This window comes from Pseudolabrys sp. Root1462, assembly GCF_001426945.1.
Taxonomy (GTDB): domain Bacteria; phylum Pseudomonadota; class Alphaproteobacteria; order Rhizobiales; family Xanthobacteraceae; genus Pseudolabrys.
The window spans coordinates 3,366,560-3,385,240 of sequence record NZ_LMFS01000001.1 but is presented as its reverse complement, the minus strand read 5'-3'; the positions used below and the strand labels follow the sequence as shown (position 1 = coordinate 3,385,240).

Sequence of the window (18,681 nt, the reverse complement as noted above, 5' to 3'; positions counted from 1 at the left end):
TCCTTGAAATGCCCCGGCTGTCGAATCTTCGCATTGGTCTCAAGCTTGCGATCATGTCGGCCATCACGATTGGCCTCGTCGCGGTCCTTATCGTCAGTCAGTTGATGACAGCCGCTCAGATCCGAAAGTCGAATGAGGCAACCGACCGCCGCACAGACCTGGCGCTGGACGCCGCATTGGCGAAAGCCGCACTGCGCGGCATGCGTATCGCCGCGATAAACGTTCGCTACGCCGACAACGGCAAGGCGCTCGATGCACAGATGAAAGACCTGCAGGCGGCCCACAACGACTTCAACGCAAAAGTCGATCACATTCTCTCGCTTACCGTTCTGCCGGCCCGCGTCGAGCAGGCCAGGCAGATGAAGGTTACGGCCGACAACTACGCGAAGAATGTCGGGGCCAACGCCGCAGGGCGCCGTGAACTCATCGCACTCGAAGCCAAGAGCGAAGGCCAACTCACCTCGGCAGATGCCGCTCGCATCAGCCAGGTTCAAGACGAGATTGAAAAGGCGTCGGCAGCCAATATTCCGGCGGCAATCGCGCTCACGAAAATCACCGACGAAATCGTCGAAGCCACCACCAAGTCGGCCGAAGTCTCGCAGGCTGAAGCATCCCAGAGCATCAGTTTCGCCAGCCTCATGACGATTGTGCTCGGCGTTCTGACGATCGTCGTCACCATTATCAACGCGGTGCTGGGCGCGGTCGGCATCGCGCGCCCGCTTCGGGCCCTGGTTACGCCGCTCGAAACCGTCGCCAACGGCAATTTCGCGATTGCGGTGCCCGGCGCGGACCGCAAGGACGAAGTCGGTCAGATCGCCGCCGCGGTCCAGTCAATGGCTGAAAAAGTCAGCAGCACGATTGCCGAGATCAAGGCGTCGGGACGCGAGGTCACCAATGCCTCGGCCGAGATCGCGACCTCGACCACCGACCTGTCGCAGCGCACCGAGGAGCAGGCCGCCAGCCTGGAAGAGACCTCTGCGGCGATGGAAGAGTTGTCGGCCACCGTGCGCAAGAACGCGGAGAACGCGCAACTCGCCAACCAGGACGCCAATGCCACGCGGGAAGTCGCGGATCGCGGCGGCCAGGTGGTCGCCAAGGCGGTCGATGCCATGGCCCGCATCGAGGAGTCGTCGCGCAAGATCTCCGACATCATCGGCGTCATCGACGAGATCGCCCGGCAGACGAATCTGCTGGCGCTCAACGCCGCGGTGGAAGCGGCGCGCGCCGGCGAAGCCGGCCGTGGCTTCGCCGTGGTCGCCTCGGAAGTGCGCAGCCTGGCGCAGCGCTCGTCGCAGGCCGCCAAGGACATCAAGGACCTCATCACCAACTCCAACGGTCAGGTGAAGGACGGCGTCGAGCTGGTCAACAAGGCCGGTCAGTCGCTCAACGACATCGTTGCGTCGATCAAGAAGGTCTCGGTCGTCGTCGCGGAAATTGCCAACGCGTCCGCAGAGCAGGCCACCGGCATCGACGAGATCAATCGCGCGCTGAACCAGATGGACGAGGTAACGCAGCAGAACTCGGCCCTGGTCGAGGAGAATGCCGCTACCGCCAAGACCCTCGAACATCAGGCGAGGGCGATGGACAGCCAGGTCGCATTCTTCCAGATCGCGTCGGGCGACGATCGCGTCAGCCCTGCAGTAGTTCGGCCGGCGCAGCGCGCTGCGGCCCCCGTGGTGCGCTCGGCCGCACCGTCGAAAAAACCGGCCGTCGCCAAGGCTACCCCGGCGCCGCGCCCGGCCGCCAATGTCGGGCCCGCCCGCCGGATGCAGGCCGCGCTGGCCAGCGCCGTCAATGCAGATGACTGGAAGGAATTCTAACAGCGAATGCGGGCGGCGGGCCCTCGATCCCGCCATAACAACGAGAGCGGCGCAAACGGGCGCCGTTCGACAAGGCAACGAGCGGAAAGACTTCTCGCAATGAAGACGTCCTCAGCGCAATCACGTATAGCGGCGACGCCGGCGAGCTTGCCGCTGCCTTCGCCCAACGACGCGATGCGCGAGTTTCATTTTTCCGACGCGGACTTCCGGGGCCTGGTCGAACTCGCCTATCAATACGCCGGCATTGCGTTGGCCGACAGCAAGCGCAATCTCGTCTACAGCCGCCTGTCGCGGCGCCTGCGCGCGCTCGGGCTGCGCTCGTTCGCCGACTATAGGGCCTACCTCGACGAGACCGACGCCGAGCGCGAAAACTTCATCAACGCGATCTCGACCAATCTGACGAAATTCTTTCGCGAGTCACACCACTTCGACCATTTTCGCGATCACATCGCAGTGCCCTATGCCCGAAATCGCGCCGGCGGCCGGCTGCGTGTCTGGTCGGCGGGCTGTTCGAGCGGCGAGGAGCCGCACACGATCGCGATGGTCCTCAAGCGCGAGATTCGCGACGTCGAGCGCCAGGATGTGCGCATCCTGGCGACGGACATCGACACCGAGATGGTCGCGCGCGGCACCCGCGGCGAATATTCGGCGAGTTCGCTCGAGGAAGTGCCGCGCCCCTATCAGGAGTATTTCGAACCTGCGGCGGGAAAAGCTGACAACCTGGTCGTCACGCGCGCGGTTCGCAGTTTGATTGCTTTCAAGCGGCTTAATCTGATGGAGACCTGGCCGTTCAAGGGGCCGTTCGACGCCATCTTCTGCCGCAACGTCATGATCTATTTCGATGGCCCCACCAAAGCCAATTTGATCGACCGCTTCACCTCCATGATCAAGCCTGGCGGCTTTCTCTACATCGGCCATTCCGAATCGCTCAACGGCGCGCATCCCGGTATCAGCCTGGTCGGTCGTACCATCTACCGGAGGACCGCATGAGCTTGGCCACGATGACGCGTCCGGGCGATGCCGCGGCCGACGCCAGCAATGCCGCATTCGCGTCGCGCAAGTTCTTCGACACCGCCAGCCAGACCTGGATGGTCAAGGTGTTCCCCGGCGAATATTACGTCACCGCGAAGCCGGACGAAGTTCTCGTCACGATTCTCGGTTCCTGCGTCGCAGCCTGCATCCGCGATCCGCGCCTCGGCATCGGCGGTATGAATCACTTCATGCTTCCACACAGCAAGGCCGGGAACTGGGCGGGCGACATGCAGTCCACGCGGTTCGGCAACTTCGCGATGGAGAAGTTGATCAACGAATTGCTGAAGGCCGGATGTTCTCGAAGTTCGCTCGAGATCAAGGTGTTCGGTGGCGGTAACGTTACCGACACCCAAAATGCGATCGGCACCGACAACTCGGATTTCATCCTGCGCTATCTCGAGGCCGAAGGGCTTCGCTGTGCCGCGCAGGATCTGCGCGGCAACCTGCCGCGCCGCATTCAGTACGCGCCGTCGACTGGAAAAGTCATCCGCCGCCTGCTCGGCTCCGGCGAATCGCCAGCCGTCGTGCGGGAGGAAAAGGAATACGTCAGCCGTATCTCGAAGCGGCAGACCGGTGGCGAAATCACGCTCTTCGACTGATAACGGAAACGCCCATGGACAAGAAGGTCAAGGTGCTTATCGTCGACGACTCCGCCGTCATCCGGCAGCTGTTGTCGATGCTGCTGTCGCAAGATCCGGAGATCGAGGTTGTCGGCACCGCCGGCGATCCGCTGATCGCCCGCGATCGCATCAAGGCGCTCAACCCGGACGTCGTGACACTCGACGTTGAGATGCCCAACATGGATGGCGTCACCTTCCTGCGCAAGATCATGACGCTGCGGCCCATGCCGGTCATCATGGTTTCGACCCTGACCCAAGCTGGTGCCGAAACCACGCTGGAAGCACTCGAGATCGGCGCCGTCGATTTCGTCGCCAAGCCGGTCAAGGACGCANCGCGCGCGCGGGTCGGCCGCAATGCCGCGGCGCTGGCGCCGGCGAAGCCGCGGCGCGCCTATGCCGGCGGCACGGGCGAACGCCTCGTGGCGATCGGCGCATCGACCGGCGGCGTCGAGGCGCTGAAGAAGGTCTTGATGCACCTGCCGGCGGAATGCCCGCCGATTGTCGTCACCCAGCACATGCCGCCACGCTTCACCACCGCCTTTGCGGAGCGTCTCAACCGCGAATGTCCGATGAAGGTGTCCGAAGCCGCGCATAACGAAACCATCGAGGCCGGTCACGTCTATATCGCGCCGGGCTCGCATCATCTGGAGGTGGTGCGTTCGGGCAGCGAATATCGCTGCGCCTTGAGCGAGTCGGCCCCGGTTTCGGGTCACCGGCCGTCGGTCGACGTTCTGTTCCGGTCGGTGGCGAAGGCGGCCGGCAAATCCGCGGTCGGTTCGATCCTGACCGGCATGGGCAAGGACGGCGCGGAAGGGTTGCTGAGCATGCGCCAGGCCGGCGCGTACACCCTGGGCCAGGACGAAGCGTCGGCGCTGATTTACGGCATGCCGCGCGTTGCCTTCGAGCGTGGGGCCGTAATGCGTCAGGTATCGCTCTCGCATATGGCCGAAGCGATCCTCGATGCCTGCGATGGCGTCACTGCATCGGCCAAGACCGCGGCAAGAGCATAGGAATGATGCGATGATGGGCAACGCCGAACAGAACGTCGTGATGCTGCCGTCGGCCCTCGATCAGGCGGCGGCCGAATCCTTTCTCGAGCTGATGCGCCAGCGCGTCAGTGGGGACGCGCCGTTGGCGCTCGATGCGTCGGAGGTCGAGACCCTGACGCTGCCCTGCACGCAGATCGTCCTCGCTGCGCTCCGCGCCGGCGAGAGCATCAAGATCAGGAACCCGTCGGCGGCATTTGTCGCCACGTTCGAAGACTTCGGCCTCGACTGGCAGGCTCATCTCGATCACGGCCAACCTTCCGAGGATCAATACGGTACCGGCGAGGTGCTCGACGCCTCATCGGCAGACATGGCACCGGCCATCGACGCCGAATTTCCTCCAATCAGCGAGAAGGTTATGAGCAAACGCATTCTCACGATCGACGACTCCAAGACGATACGCGACATGCTGATGCTGACCCTCGCCGAGGCCGGCTTCGATGTGATCCAGGCCGTCGACGGGCAGGACGGTCTCGATGTGCTGGCGAGGGAAAAGGCGGAGGTCGATGTCATCATCACCGACATCAACATGCCGCGGATGGACGGATACGAAGTGATCCGCAATCTGCGTCGCGATCCGACCTACAAATCGAAGCCGATCCTGGTGCTGACGACGGAAAGCGACGGCGACAAGAAGAATCTGGCGCGCGAGGCCGGGGCCACTGGTTGGATGGTGAAGCCGTTTGACCCTGAACGCCTGGTCGCCACAGTGCGAAAAGTTGCCCCCTGAGCGGATCGTATTGAAGCAAGACTGACGGACAAGGCTGAGAACATGGCAAGCTTGGACGATCTGAAGAAAACATTCTTCGACGAGTGCGACGAAGCGATGCAGCAGATCGAGATCGGCCTCACCGATATCCGATCAGGCGAGGGCAATGACGAGACCGTCAATGCCGTGTTCCGCGGCGTTCACTCCGTCAAAGGCGGCGCCGGCATCTTCGGTTTTGAACAGCTCGTTGGGTTCGCCCATGTGTTCGAGACGGTTCTGGACGGTCTGCGCAACGGCAGCCTTTCAGCGACTTCCGACAACCTCGATGTTCTGCTGTCAGCGAGCGACGTGCTCTCTGACCTCGTCCAGATGTCGCGCTCCGGTCAAGAAATCGCAGACGGGTTTGGCGCCGAGGTCCGCAGCGGCCTCGAGCAGATCATCGAACAAGGCGGTGGCGGCGGACACGGCGACGGAGACATCGCGCCGGCGGATTTTGAGGGACTCGATTTCATGCCGGTTGCCGTCGACCTCGATGAAATTGCAGTCGATGCGCCCACTGCCCTTGGCCAAAACGTTTACGAGATCACCTTCCGGCCCAAGGCCGAGATGCTGAAGAAAGCCAACGAGCCGCTTTACGTGCTGCGCGAGTTGCGCAAGCTCGGTGAGCTCGAGCTGACCGCGAATAGCGACAACCTGCCGGCGCTGACCGACATCGAGACGGACGTTCCGTACTTGTGGTGGCATGCGACGCTGCGCACCGAGGCGACGCGCGAACAGGTGGATGAAGTCTTTGAATTCGTCTCCGGTGATTGCGATCTGACGATCGAGGACCGGACGCCGGCCCCGGTCGCGATGCCGATCGACGTGCCGGCGGCCATGTCCATGCCGACGATCGATGCTCCGCCCCTGGCGCCGGAGATGCCGGCGGCGAAGGTCGAAGCCAAACCTGCCGTCGCCGCGCCCCCCGCCGAGCCGGCCGCGGCCGGCGGCGCCGGGCGCACAAAGCCCGCCGCGACCACGACCCGCATCGAGCTCGACCGTATCGACCGGGTTGTCAACATGGTCGGCGAGCTCGTCATTTCGCAGGCCATGCTCGGGCAGATCGTGCAGGATCTGCCGGAAACCACCAGCATGCGCCTGATCCAGATTTTGGACGAGGTCGCGCACCACACCCGCGAGCTCAAGGACAGCGTGATGTCCATGCGCGCCCAGCCCGTCGGCTCGGTGTTCCAGCGCATGCCGCGTCTGGTCCGCGAGGTCGCCGCCAAGACGCACAAGAAGGTGCGCCTTGAGACCCACGGTGAAACGACCGAAGTCGACCGCTCGATCATCGAGCGCCTCGGCGACCCGCTCACCCACATCATCCGCAACTCGGTCGACCACGGCGTCGAAGCCCCGGCCGCCCGTCTCGCCGCAGGCAAGCCGGAAGAGGGCGTCATCCGCCTTTCCGCGGAACACCGCGGCGGCCGCATCGTCATCGAGATCAAGGACGACGGCGCCGGCATCAATTCGGAGCGCGTGCTCAAGATCGCCCGCGAGAAGGGCCTGGTCGGGCCGGACGCACAGTTGAGCGAAGACGAGATCAACAATCTCATCATGATGCCGGGCTTCTCCACCGCCGAGACCATCTCGGACATCTCCGGCCGCGGTGTCGGCATGGACGTCGTCCGCAGCAACATCCAGGACCTCGGCGGCCGCATCACGCTGAAGTCGGTCCGCGGTCAGGGCATGACCATCCAGCTCGCCTTGCCGCTGACGCTGGCGGTCATGGACGGCATGGTCATCAAGGTCGGCACCCAGACTTACGTCATGCCGCTGTCGGCCATCGTCGAATGCTTGCGGCCGTCGCGTGGCGAGATCAGCGCCCTGATCGGCACGCACGGCATGCTACAGCTCCGCGGCGAATTCGTACCGATCGTCTTGCTCGGCGACCTTCTCGGCATCGGCTCCTCGGCCGCCGCCAACTCCGAGCGCGTCGTCATCATCACGGACACCGGCGAAGGTTCCCGCATTGGCCTGGTGGTCGACGAATTGCTCGGTCATCAGCAGGTGGTGATCAAGAGCATCGAGGAGAGCTACGGCGCAGTTCCAGGCATCGCCGCCGCGACCATCCTCGGCAACGGACGCGTCGCCTTCATTCTCGATGTTGAGAAGCTCTCGGAACTGGCGGTTCATATACCAGTCACCAATAATGCAACCATGAAAGCGGCTCAGCCCGCCTTGAACTAGGATCGATCATGCGCGTCATCTGATGTCGTGCAGGTCGCATAAGGAGTAAGAAAAATGCCAGTTGCAGGAGCAATCAAGGTCCTCGTCGTGGACGACCAGAACAGCGTCCGGCAGATGACCCGGATGGCGCTGGAAGAGATCGGTTTCCGTCACATCCATGAGGCGGAAAACGGCGTCCAGGCCATGGAAACGGCCGCCGTGCAGCCGCTCGACCTCATCATTTCGGATTACAACATGCCGGAAATGGACGGCCTCGGCCTACTGCGCGCGGTGCGCGGACATCCGGTGGCTCGCAAAGTGCCGTTCATCATGCTCACCGGTCGCGGCGACCGGGAACTGGTGGTCAAAGCTGCGCAAGCGGGCGTCAATAATTACCTGGTCAAACCGTTCACGTCGGCCATCCTGCGCGGCAAGATCGAGCAGGTCATCGGCAAGTTGTCGTAACCGGCGGGCGGTCGAACAGACCCGGGGAAGGCTAGTGACAGTCGAATACACCGATAACGACGTAAGCGCGTTTCTGGCCGTACTTGCCGCGATGCTGCTCGACAACGTCCTGCAGCTCGACGAGACAGTGGGCCGCGTCACCGATTTCGTCATGAGCAACAAGCCGGATCGCGACACCGTTGTCACCTTGCAGAGCTTCGACCGCATCAAGCAGGAGTTCGAAGCGCTCGGAGACGCCCTGGCGCGCTACGCGCAGGCTCATCCCGCGACGCCGGAAAGTGGCGAGGAGCGGTTCCGGCTCGGCCATGACGTCATCTCCGGCATCACGGTCGCGGATCTCAAGGAACGTCTGCTCAACCGGCTGCTGCCGTCGGAAGATCAACCGTTGCTGCCCGAGGTATCGCCGGAAGAGGCAGCGGAGGTTGGCGTCGATGTTCTTTATTGAAGCCATTGCGGTCGTCGCGCCCAAAGCCGTTGCGAGGGTCTGATGTCGAACAACGCTTTTCTCACCGAACTGGAAGAGGCTCTGACCAATGGTCCGGCCGACAAACGCGCCAAGACCTTGCGGCGCGTCACGGATCTTTTCGTCTTCGGCGCCAGCCATTTTTCTGAAGACCATGTCGCGATGTTCGATGGGGTCTTTCAGAACCTCATGGTCAACATCGAAACGTCGGCCCGGGCGGCCCTGGCCGAGCGGCTGAAGTCGGTGGCGAATGCGCCGACCGGCGTCATCCGGACCCTCGCCCTGGATGACGATATCTCGGTGGCCGGGCCGGTGCTGACCGAGTCGGAGCGCATCGATAATGCGTCCCTGGTCGAAACCGCCCGCACCAAGAGCCAGCCGCATCTCATGGCCATCTCCAATCGCAGGGAGATCGCCGAGACCGTCACCGACGTTCTGGTCGAGCGTGGCGACCGCGATGTCGCGCTCAACGTTGCGCGCAACAAGGGCGCCCGGTTCTCTAACATTGGCTACCTGCGGCTGGTCAAACGATCGGAGGGCGACGAGGAACTGGCGCGCACGGTTGGCTCGCGGCCGGAGATTCCCCGTCAGCACTTCCTGCGGCTGCTAAGCACTGCTTCCAAAGCCGTCCGCATCTCGCTGCAGAACGCCCATCCGGAAATCGCCGCGCACGTCGAAGCTGTGGTCGACCGTGTCGCGGTCGACATCCAGAAGCAGGCAGCGATGTCGCGCGACTACACCGCGGCTCGCGATCTGATCGAAAACATGAAGCGTTCCAGCAACCTGTCGGAGCGCGATATCGATGCGTTCGCGCGCGCCGGCAAGTTCGAGGAAACGGCCGTAGCGCTTTCGGTGCTTGGCGATCTGCCGTTTACGCTCGTCGAGCGGGCCATGGTCCTCGACCGCGTCGAGCCGATCCTTCTGGTCGCCAAGACGATGAATATGTCCTGGGCAACCGCGCGCGCCATCCTCATGCTTTGCGCGGGTCGCGGCGGGCTTGGCGCTGATACTGTCGAAAGCTGCCGGACGATCTTCAACAAGATGAAACCGGAAACCGCGGCGCAGGTCATCGCCTTCCAGCGCAGTCGTCGCCAGGTCTGACGCAACTGGCTGAGCAATAGGTTTGCCCCGGACGCCCCCGCGGATGCGACCGACCGATATTACTCGGAAATTTCGGCTTCAGTCTTTGGGGCCGGAGGGCGGCACGATGCTCGCCACCTCGACGACGCGCAGCAGTCCGTTAGCCAATTCCGGCACATCTTCAGGGCGGCGGTGGCGATATTCGTCGGTTCTCGCCAGCAGGAACGCATCCATATGGCAGTCGGTCACGTTCTTGTCGAACGGCGCGCCCGCAATGTAGGCGTCAAGGATATCGCATAAGGTCATGGCAACGAAGGTCACCAGTGTGTAACCCATGGTGCTGCCGACGTCGCGCAGATAGGCGCATTTCTGTTGGGCGCGCTCCAGGGCTTCCTTGTCGCCAGGGTCCTTGGCGATGGCAGCAAGGCTGTCGCTAAGCTCGCTGTATTGCTCGTCGATCCAGCCGGTGAAATCGGTCTTCAGTTCTTCGACGGCGCCCTGCGCACGGTCGATGGCTTCCTCGCGGCTAACGCCGCCCGGCCGCCGCGCCATGCGTTCGAAGCGCGTATCGGCGAAGAAGATGGTGGCTTCCGAGTCGCCCTGCTTGTTAGCCATCAGTCTTGTCCTGAACGTGCATTCGAAAAGAGACTATCAATATCGTCTTGACCGAGCGAGGGACCGGACTCCGCCGCTACCTCGATCTCCTTGTCGCCCTTACGACGGCCGACGCCACCCGGATAGCCCTCGATCTTGAAGCGGCGATCCGGTCCGAAGTAAGTCGCGCAGTCGACGAAAGGTCGCGGATTGAAAACGATCCAACCGAGCCTATCATAAAGCCCGCTCGGTGACATTGGTTTGGCAACGACAATATTTGCGCCGGCATCGCGCGCGTTCTTAACCGTAGACTCGCTGGTGTCGCTCGACATCAGCAGGATCGGAATGGTGCGATTTTCATTGTCGGCATTGCGCCGGATCGTGCGAGTAAGCTTCAACCCGCCGTGCGGCGGCAGGCGCATGTCGCATAACAGGATGTCGACCTTTTGACTCGAAAGCGCTTGAAAAAGCCCGGTCGAGTTATCGACTTCCATGACCTTGTTGGCACCGAAGCCGCGCAGCATGCCGTTGACGACCCGCCGCAAATACGAGTTCGGATCCGCGACGAGGATCATCAGGTCGCGCAGATTGATCGTGGAGTTTTTCATTCCGGGCCTTGGGGCGATCGGACGGTCGGCCGCACGGTTCGGCGCATCGGTTGGGAGCCCACAGCCTGCTCGCGCCGAACCATCGCCCAATCCTGCGTTACGGGATCTTGGTAGCGCACCCAATTTTGCCGATTCAGGCTAACGCCTCGTTAACGCATTTCGTCGATAAGAATGGCAATCTGGAATAACAAACGGCGCGATGCTCCCGAGCCGCCATGACTGAACCTTGACCCGGCCGCGAGGGTGATTCGCCGACGTGGACAACTCAGCTGCAGCAATACTGCGTCCGGATTGCCATTACACGGGGTCTGACTGTAGTTGCGGTGTGCCAGTAGGGACCAGTAATCTAGGTTATTGCAATTCTACTGTACACTATATGTTGAAGCCGTATGTTCGTGTTGAAGTTGACAGAAGTGATTCGATCTCAACTTCGCTTTTGCGTCGCAATGCTACGGATGCCGGCGTTTAATTTGTGAAGAGGACCATCCGCGGTTGTAGTGCTTGCGTGTAATGCTCGCGTTACCGCTAACCGGGGTGCCCGACACGTGACTAGCCTGGCAACAAAGATCGCCGAAAAACCATCTCCGGATACCCAGAAGCAGGAGACGCCGAGTTATCTCGCCGGCCAAATAGCCGCCGAAGTGATGGCGGGATCCGGCGGGTCCTTCAGGGTCGCTGAACAGAACAACTCGACAGCCATGTGCGCGGTGTCCTGCGATACCGCCTGTACGCTGTGTCCTGCCTACAATCTCCTTTGCGGTGGCATGTCGAAGGACGCTGTGGGCGGCGTCGCACCTTTGCCCGTCTCGGGCACGATGCACACGATCCCGGCGCGGAGGTTGATCCAGCATCCGAAGGAATGGTCGGAGTTCGTGCCGATCGTCTGCAGTGGCTGGGCGATGTCATCGATTGCGCTGCCGGATGGCAGGCGGCAGGTCATCTCCTTCCTGTTGCCTGGCGACATCGTTTCTATCGGCAGCCTCCTGGCGCCCCTCTCCGGTCACACGGTCGAAGCGATCACGGAAGTGACCTATCGCAAGTTCAAGCGTCAGGAGATCAAGGAGCTTCTGTTCGGCCGCTCGGATCTCCTCGAACGACTCTTCACCCTGTGGAACGAGGCCAAGGCGCGCGCCGACCAATTGGCGTTAGATCTTGGACGCCGCCGCGCCGACGAGCGCATTGCTCGCCTGATCTTGCGGCTGTCGGAAAAGGTCGCCAAACGCTCGCTGGTTCGCACCCAGACGTTTGATTTCCCGTTGCGGCAGCGTCACATTGCCGATGCGACCGGGTTGACTCCGGTTCATGTCAGCAAAATTCTCGGTGAATTGCAGCGCGCCGGCATGATCGAGATCAACGGTCGTTCGCTCACCATCTTGAACGGCAGCGAATTGCAGCGGGTCGCCGACTGGCGATGACGCGTTGACCGGCTGCGGAGCGATTGACCGCAACCGCCACCGAGGCAGCGGCTGAAAACGATAGACCCGGCGGCTTTAGCGGCCGCCGGCGTTTTGTTGCAGCAGCGTGACGTACCGAAAATAGATGCGCAATTAAATCATTCGCCGCGCATCCGGAATTCCGGCACGGCCAGACGGATCGGTCGCGCATTCGAACGTTTTATCCAGACATTATTGCGTTGCAGCGTTCTTTGCTGCGCCTGCACCCGCGGTGCCGGGTCGATTCCGCTTGCAGAGCGCCCAGTTTTGTATTGGTATTATGTATTATATACGCCAAGAGAAAAAACCGGCTGCGACGATCAACGTTGCAGAAAATAATACAGCCGGCGCCAAGATCGGCCACGCACAAACCAACAGGGAGGCTTCGATGTCTGTTGCCAAAACAGTTCTGACGATCGGTACCGCCGCTTTCGCTAGCGGCGCAGTCGCACTCTCCGCTCTGCCGGCTCAAGCCTGGGAGCCGAGCCACCCCATCGAAATCATTGTGCCCGCAGGCACGGGCGGCGGTGCCGATCAGATGGCGCGTGCCATGCAGGGTATCATCACCAAGCATAATCTGTCCAAGCAGTCTGTGGTGGTGATCAATAAATCCGGCGGCGCCGGCGGCGAAGGCTTCCTCGACGTAAAGAATTCGAAGGGCAATGATCACAAGCTGATCATCACCCTGTCGAACCTATTCACCACGCCGATGGCCACCGGCATTCCGTTCAATTGGAAGGATATGACGCCGGTCGCCATGATGGCGCTCGACGAATTTGTCCTGTGGGTGAACGCCGACAAGCCTTACAAGACCGCCAAGGACTATGTCGACGACATCAAGTCCAAGCCCGACAACAGCTTCAAGATGGGCGGTACTGGGTCGAAGCAGGAAGACCAAATCATCACGGTCGCGCTGCAGAAAGCGACCGGCAAGAAGATGACCTACATCCCGTACAAAGGCGGTGGCGAAGTCGCCGTGCAGCTTGTCGGCAATCACATCGACTCGTCGGTCAACAACCCGATCGAGGCGGTGGCGCACTGGCGTGCCGGCAAGCTCCGTCCATTGTGCGTCTTCGACTCCAAGAAGCTCGATTACCACGACAAGATCGCCGGCGACCTGGCCTGGGACTCGATCCCGACCTGCAAGTCGGCCGGTCTGGACGTCGAATACGTGATGCTGCGCGGCTACTTCATGCCGCCGGGCGTCAGCCCGGATGCGGTGGCCTATTACGTCGACCTCTTCAAGAAGGTGCGCGAAACGCCCGAGTGGAAGAAGCTGATGAGCGACGGCGCTTTCAACCAGACCTTCATGACCGGTGACGAGTACGCCAAGTGGGTCGCGGACGCCGAGAAGCTGCATGAAGGCCTCATGAAAGAAGCCGGCTTCATGGCCAAGACCAACTGATCCGAAGATCTGATGCCAACGGCGCGGCGCCGTCGTCAGACGGCGCCGGCCACCTTCGTACCAAGGGCGAGGAACGAATGAGCCATAGCGTCAACGAAGCCGCGGAGACCGGACCGTCCCAGCGGGGGGCCGAGATCGGGGTCGGGATCGCCATGGCGATCATTGCGATCATCGGCATCATCGGCAGCCTTCGTGTTGGGATCGGATGGGCCGCCGAAGGTCCGCGCGCCGGATTCTTCCCCTTCTACATCAGCTTGATCGTTTTGATCTCTTGCGCCTTCAACGTCGCTTCGGCGGCGATGCAGGCCAAAGACGGTGGCGTGTTCGCGACGTGGAGCCAGCTCGTCAAAGTCATGCAGGTTCTGGTGCCGACCGCGATCTATGCGCTGGTCATCCCGTCGACCGGAATCTATGTCGCGTCCGCGCTCCTGATCGCCCTCTTCATGCGCTGGTTCGGCAAGTACAACTGGCTCATCGTCGCGGCCGTGGCGATCGGGCTGCCCATCTTCACTTTCGTCACCTTCGAAATCTGGTTCCTGGTGCCGTTGCCAAAGGGCCCCTTTGAAGCCGCCTTGGGATTCTAAAGGTGCGCGTCAAGCGCTGCTTGCACACAATTCATCTCGTGAAGGCGAAAGACCCCGGTCATGCTTGAAGACGTCGGCAATCTGTTTCACGGCTTCGCGGTAGTCGCCCAGCCGTACAATCTCCTGCTGATGGTGGTCGGCATCGTACTCGGCGTCATCGTCGGCGTGCTGCCCGGCCTCGGCGGCGCCAATGGCATCGCCATCTTGCTACCGCTGACCTTCTCGATGTCGCCGACATCGGCGATCATCATGCTGTCCTGCATCTACTGGGGGGCGCTGTTCGGCGGCGCCATCACCTCGATCCTGTTCAATATTCCCGGCGAACCATGGTCGGTGGCCACGACATTCGACGGTTACCCTATGGCGCAGAAGGGCAAGGCCGGCGAAGCCCTGACTGCGGCCTTTACGTCTTCGTTCGTCGGCGCGCTGTTCGCCGTCATCGTCATCACTCTGGTCGCGCCGCTGGTCGCAAGCTTTGCGCTCGAGTTCGGCCCGCCCGAGATCTTCTCGGTCTACTTCCTGGCCTTCTGCAGCTTCGTCGGCCTGTCGAAGGAGCCGCCATTCAAGACTATTGCGTCGATGATGCTCGGCTTCGGCCTCGGCGCGGTCGGCCTCGACCAGATGACCGGGCAATTGCGTCTGACCTTCGGCTTCGAATCGATGCTCAACGGCTTCGACTTCCTCATCGCGGTTATCGGTCTGTTCGGCATCGGTGAAATCCTCCTCACCATGGAGGAGGGGCTGTCGTTTCGTGGCAAGTCCGCCAAGCTGAATATGAAAGTGGTGCTCAATACCTGGGCCGAGCTGCCGCGCTATTGGATGCTGTCTTTGCGTTCCTGCCTGATCGGCTGCTGGATGGGCATCAGCCCGGCCGGCGCGACGCCGGCGTCCTTCATGAGCTACGGCATCGCCAAGCGCATCTCTAAGCGCGGCCGCTTCTTCGGCACTGGCGAGATCGAGGGCGTCGTGGCCCCGGAAACCGCGGCGCACGCCGCCGGCACCGCGGCGCTGCTACCGATGATCTCGCTCGGCGTTCCCGGCTCGCCGACCGCGGCTGTGCTGCTCGGCGGTCTCCTGATCTGGGGCCTTCAGCCCGGCCCGCTGCTGTTCACCGAACAGAAGGACTTCGTCTGGGGCCTGATCGCGTCGATGTACATGGGCAATATTGTCGGCCTGATCATCGTGCTGACCTGCGTGCCGATGTTCGCCGCAATCCTGCGCATCCCGTTCAGCGTGATTGCGCCGATCATCCTCGTGTTCTGCGCCATTGGCGCCTACACCGTGCACAACAATACGTTCGACGTCGTCATGATGGTCGTCTTCGGCATCGCCGGCTACCTGATGAAGAAGACGAATTATCCGTTGGCGCCGATGGTGCTCGCCATCGTGCTTGGCGATAAGGCGGAGGAATCATTCCGTCAGTCGCTGCTTGGCTCGCAAGGGTCGTTCAGCGTGTTCTGGTCGAGCGCGCTCGTCTCCACGATCATGACGCTCGGTCTGATCGCGCTGTTCTGGCCGCTCATTCAGAATGCCTGGACGAAGCTGCGCGGTTCGGCTGGCGAACCGCACCCTGCTGAATAGTCCGGCGCGCACACATGAGTGCGCCGGTGGAGAAGTGAGGAACCCGCGTGACTTCTGAACTGCCATCCTGTGGCCAGGGCAGGCCATCTCGGGGGGCAGGACAGGGGGGCCGGGACCGGGTTTGCAGTCCTGATGCCGCGGGACGGCGGTTCCTGGGCTCTGCCCGGCGGTTGCGGTCCTTTCGAGCATCTGGCATTATGTATACCAGCACGGTAGAAGCCGCACATGAGCACCAAAGGCGTCAGTACCCGTAACGTTTCTCCGCGCAGCCGCGCCGGCAACGCCGCGCGCACGCCGGCAGCCGCGCAGCGGCCTAGCTTGCCGCCGATCGAGGAGTCGCCGAGCTTCAAGCACAAGGCGTACGCGGCGTTAAAAAACGCCATCGTCGCGATGGACGTCTATCACAGCCGCGACGAGATCCGCCTCGACGAGCGCAAGCTGGCGCAGGACTTTGGCATCAGCCGCACTCCGGTGCGCGAGGCGATGGCGCAGCTCGAGAGCGAGGGTTTCGTGCGCTCCGTGCCGCGCCGCGGCATCTATGTGGTGCGCAAGACCAAGAAGGAAGTGATCGAGATGATCACGGCCTGGGCGGCGCTCGAGAGCATGGCCGCGCGCCTCATCACCATCGCGGCGACCGACGACGAGATCGAGGGCCTGCGCGAGATGTTCGCCGCCTTCATCGACGGCGAACTGCGCGCCCATCTCGACGAATATTCCGACGCCAACATCGAATTCCACCAGACCATCATCCGGCTCAGCAAGAACAGCGTGCTGATCGATCTGGCGGCCAACCTGTTCACACATATGCGCATGATCCGGCGCACCACTATCGGCGAAAAGGATCGCGCAGACCGTTCGATCAAGGATCATATGGCAATCATCGAAGCGCTGGAAGCGCGCGACACCAAGCGCGCCGAGCAACTGGTGCGCGATCACGCGCTCGGTCTTGCCGATCACGTCGCCAAATTTGCCGATTATCTCGACTGAACACAAAAAACTGACATGCGCGCGTCGCGCCCAGGGTGAGCGGCGGCAGGCGAGCACAAGGAAAGAAGGGGAGTAGAAACTATGGCTGAAGCAGCGGTGAAAAGCGCGGCGGATACCGAACAGGAACTGACCGACGGCTTCAACCTGATCATTGACGCGCTCAAGCTCAATGGCATCAAGACGCTCTATGCCGTTCCCGGTATTCCGATTACCGACTTCCTGCGCATGTCCCAGGCCGAGGGGCTCCGCGTCCTGTCGTTCCGCCATGAGCAGAACGCCGGTTATGCGGCTTCGATCGCAGGCTTCCTGACCAAGCAGCCGGGCGTCTGCGTAACCGTCTCGGCGCCGGGCTTCCTCAACGGCCTCACCGCGCTGGCGCACGCCACCACCAACTGCTTTCCGATGATCCTGATCTCCGGGTCGTCCGAGCGCGAGATCGTCGATCTGCAGCAGGGCGATTACGAGGAGATGGACCAGCTCGCCATCGCCAAGCCGCTGTGCAAGGCGGCCTATCGCGTGCTACACGCCGAGGACATCGGCATTGGTCTCGCCCGCGCCATCCGCGCCGCCGTCTCGGGCCGCCCCGGCGGCGTCTATCTCGATCTGCCGGCCAAGTTGTTTGGCCAGGTGATCGACGCCGAAAAGGGCCGCAAGTCGCTGGTCAAGGTGATCGACCCGGCGCCGGCCCAAATCCCGTCGCCCGACGCTGTCAAGCGTGCGCTCGACGTGCTCAAGGGCGCCAAGCGCCCGCTCATCATCCTCGGCAAGGGCGCGGCTTATGCGCAGGCCGACGACGCGGTGAAGGCACTGGTGGAAAAGAGCGGCATTCCGTTCCTGCCGATGTCGATGGCCAAAGGCTTGTTGCCCGACACGCATCCGCAGTGCGCCGGCGCGGCGCGTTCGACCGTGCTGAAGGACTCCGACGTCGTCATGCTGATCGGCGCACGTCTCAACTGGCTGCTGTCGCACGGCAAGGGCAAGAACTGGGGCGACGCCCCGAAGAAGTTCATCCAGGTCGATATCGAGCCGAAGGAAATGGACTCCAACGTCGAGATCGTCGCGCCCGTGGTCGGCGACATCGGCTCCTGCGTCAGCGCGCTGCTGGACGGCATGGGGTCGAAATGGCCGGCGCCGCCGGCCGACTGGATTTCGGCGGTCAGCAAGAAGCGCGAAGACAACGTCGCCAAGATGGCGCCGCGTCTGATGAACAACAACGTGCCGATGGACTATCACGGCGCTCTCGGTGTCCTGAAGAACATCGTGAAGGAGCGCCCCGACGCGATGCTCGTCAACGAAGGCGCCAACACGCTCGACCTCGCCCGCGGCATCATCGACGTCTACAAGCCGCGCAAGCGCATTGATGTCGGCACCTGGGGCATCATGGGCATCGGCATGGGCTATGCCATCGCCGCCGCGGTCGAGACCGGCAATCCGGTTCTGTGCGTCGAAGGCGACTCGGCCTTCGGCTTCTCCGGCATGGAGATCGAGACGATCTGCCGCTACCAGCTTCCGGTCTGCATCGTCATCTTCAACAATGACGGCATCTATCGCGGCACTGACGTCAACAAGGCGAGCGACGATCCGGCGACCACCGTGTTCGTCAAGGGTGCGCGCTACGACAAGATGATCGAGGCTTTCGGCGGCGTCGGCATCAACGCCACCTCGCCGGACGAACTGAAGCGCGCCGTTAACGCGGCAATGGATTCCGGCAAGCCGACCCTGATCAACGCCGTGCTCGATCCGGGCGCCGGCAGCGAGTCCGGTCGCATCGGCAATCTAAACCCGCAGAGCCAGTTGAAGAAGAAATAACGACCGTCATTCCGGCGCGCGTGAATGCGCGAACCCGGAACCCACAAACAACCTCAGAGCTTCGGCTCTGGATTTCGGGTTCTCCCAGCTCGTGCTGGAAGCCCCGAAATGACCGACATGATGGAGGACTACAGTATGGCCAAGAAGAAGCAGAAGGCGAAAGCCAAATCCAAACCGGCGGCGAAAAAGCCCGCCCGCAAAGCGGCGAGAGCCGCGGCCAAGCCGGCTGCGAAGAAG

17 protein-coding genes and 2 pseudogenes are annotated in these 18,681 nt (G+C 62.2%); 17 read left to right on the top strand and 2 right to left on the bottom strand.

Annotated features, from left to right (window positions below; genetic code table 11):
* Positions 1 to 8: 8 nt before the first annotated feature.
* The 11 genes and pseudogenes from ASD45_RS23745 (at position 9) to ASD45_RS16315 (ending at position 9,464) form a co-directional block, all read left to right on the top strand.
* Positions 9 to 1,820, top strand: a complete 1,812-nt coding sequence (locus tag ASD45_RS23745; RefSeq protein WP_056912454.1) for a methyl-accepting chemotaxis protein — start codon at positions 9 to 11, stop codon at positions 1,818 to 1,820.
* Positions 1,821 to 1,919: 99 nt separating this feature from the next.
* Complete coding sequence (locus ASD45_RS16350; protein WP_082540889.1) at positions 1,920 to 2,810, top strand: protein-glutamate O-methyltransferase CheR; 891 nt, start codon at positions 1,920 to 1,922, stop codon at positions 2,808 to 2,810.
* Positions 2,807 to 3,451: a hypothetical protein gene (locus ASD45_RS16345; RefSeq protein WP_056912453.1), complete on the top strand. Its 645-nt coding sequence runs from the start codon at positions 2,807 to 2,809 to the stop codon at positions 3,449 to 3,451. The genes ASD45_RS16350 and ASD45_RS16345 overlap by 4 nt, the downstream gene beginning before the upstream one ends.
* Before the next feature lie 14 nt (positions 3,452 to 3,465).
* Positions 3,466 to 3,804 (top strand): annotated as a pseudogene (locus ASD45_RS24080) (response regulator); the annotation flags it as partial.
* Position 3,805: 1 nt separating this feature from the next.
* Positions 3,806 to 4,482: CheB methylesterase domain-containing protein (locus ASD45_RS16340; protein WP_244485410.1), on the top strand; the 677-nt coding region annotated here is incomplete at its 5' end.
* Positions 4,433 to 4,735, top strand: a pseudogene (locus ASD45_RS24195) (STAS domain-containing protein); the annotation flags it as partial. The gene ASD45_RS16340 and the pseudogene ASD45_RS24195, both read left to right, overlap by 50 nt.
* A 141-nt stretch (positions 4,736 to 4,876) precedes the next feature.
* A complete protein-coding gene (locus tag ASD45_RS24070; protein ID WP_056912830.1) occupies positions 4,877 to 5,248 on the top strand; it encodes a response regulator in 372 nt (123 codons plus the stop codon).
* Between the two features lie 42 nt (positions 5,249 to 5,290).
* Complete coding sequence (locus ASD45_RS16330) at positions 5,291 to 7,456, top strand: chemotaxis protein CheA (RefSeq protein ID WP_056912451.1); 2,166 nt, start codon at positions 5,291 to 5,293, stop codon at positions 7,454 to 7,456.
* A gap of 54 nt (positions 7,457 to 7,510) precedes the next feature.
* Positions 7,511 to 7,900: a response regulator gene (locus ASD45_RS16325; protein WP_056912450.1), complete on the top strand. Its 390-nt coding sequence runs from the start codon at positions 7,511 to 7,513 to the stop codon at positions 7,898 to 7,900.
* 34 nt (positions 7,901 to 7,934) lie between these two features.
* Complete coding sequence (locus tag ASD45_RS16320) at positions 7,935 to 8,345, top strand: hypothetical protein (protein WP_056912449.1); 411 nt, start codon at positions 7,935 to 7,937, stop codon at positions 8,343 to 8,345.
* Between the two features lie 42 nt (positions 8,346 to 8,387).
* Entirely contained in the window at positions 8,388 to 9,464 is a 1,077-nt protein-coding gene (locus ASD45_RS16315) for a DUF2336 domain-containing protein (RefSeq protein ID WP_056912448.1), read from the top strand.
* 78 nt (positions 9,465 to 9,542) lie between these two features.
* Here ASD45_RS16315 and ASD45_RS16310 read toward each other — a convergent pair whose 3' ends face one another.
* Together ASD45_RS16310 and ASD45_RS16305 are read right to left on the bottom strand one after the other, a co-directional pair.
* Positions 9,543 to 10,058: a hypothetical protein gene (locus ASD45_RS16310; protein WP_056912447.1), complete on the bottom strand. Its 516-nt coding sequence runs from the start codon at positions 10,056 to 10,058 to the stop codon at positions 9,543 to 9,545.
* Positions 10,058 to 10,645 (bottom strand): response regulator, encoded by a 588-nt coding sequence (locus ASD45_RS16305; RefSeq protein WP_056912446.1) that lies wholly within the window; start codon positions 10,643 to 10,645, stop codon positions 10,058 to 10,060. The genes ASD45_RS16310 and ASD45_RS16305 overlap by 1 nt, the downstream gene beginning before the upstream one ends.
* A gap of 497 nt (positions 10,646 to 11,142) precedes the next feature.
* Between ASD45_RS16305 and ASD45_RS16300 the strand changes: the two genes are divergently transcribed.
* The 6 genes from ASD45_RS16300 (at position 11,143) to oxc (ending at position 18,444) form a co-directional block, all read left to right on the top strand.
* The gene (locus ASD45_RS16300; RefSeq protein ID WP_156380894.1) at positions 11,143 to 12,060 is read left to right on the top strand and encodes a Crp/Fnr family transcriptional regulator; all 918 of its coding nucleotides are present in this window, start codon (positions 11,143 to 11,145) and stop codon (positions 12,058 to 12,060) included.
* A gap of 406 nt (positions 12,061 to 12,466) precedes the next feature.
* The gene (locus tag ASD45_RS16295; RefSeq protein WP_056912829.1) at positions 12,467 to 13,483 is read left to right on the top strand and encodes a tripartite tricarboxylate transporter substrate binding protein; all 1,017 of its coding nucleotides are present in this window, start codon (positions 12,467 to 12,469) and stop codon (positions 13,481 to 13,483) included.
* Positions 13,484 to 13,560: 77 nt separating this feature from the next.
* Positions 13,561 to 14,067 (top strand): tripartite tricarboxylate transporter TctB family protein, encoded by a 507-nt coding sequence (locus ASD45_RS16290; RefSeq protein WP_056912444.1) that lies wholly within the window; start codon positions 13,561 to 13,563, stop codon positions 14,065 to 14,067.
* A 60-nt stretch (positions 14,068 to 14,127) separates the two neighbouring features.
* On the top strand, positions 14,128 to 15,648 hold the full coding sequence (locus ASD45_RS16285) for a tripartite tricarboxylate transporter permease (protein WP_056912443.1): 1,521 nt from the start codon (positions 14,128 to 14,130) through the stop codon (positions 15,646 to 15,648).
* A gap of 225 nt (positions 15,649 to 15,873) precedes the next feature.
* Positions 15,874 to 16,635, top strand: a complete 762-nt coding sequence (locus ASD45_RS16280; protein WP_056912442.1) for a GntR family transcriptional regulator — start codon at positions 15,874 to 15,876, stop codon at positions 16,633 to 16,635.
* Between the two features lie 81 nt (positions 16,636 to 16,716).
* Positions 16,717 to 18,444: an oxalyl-CoA decarboxylase gene (oxc, locus tag ASD45_RS16275; RefSeq protein WP_056912441.1), complete on the top strand. Its 1,728-nt coding sequence runs from the start codon at positions 16,717 to 16,719 to the stop codon at positions 18,442 to 18,444.
* The last annotated feature ends 237 nt before the right edge of the window (positions 18,445 to 18,681 follow it).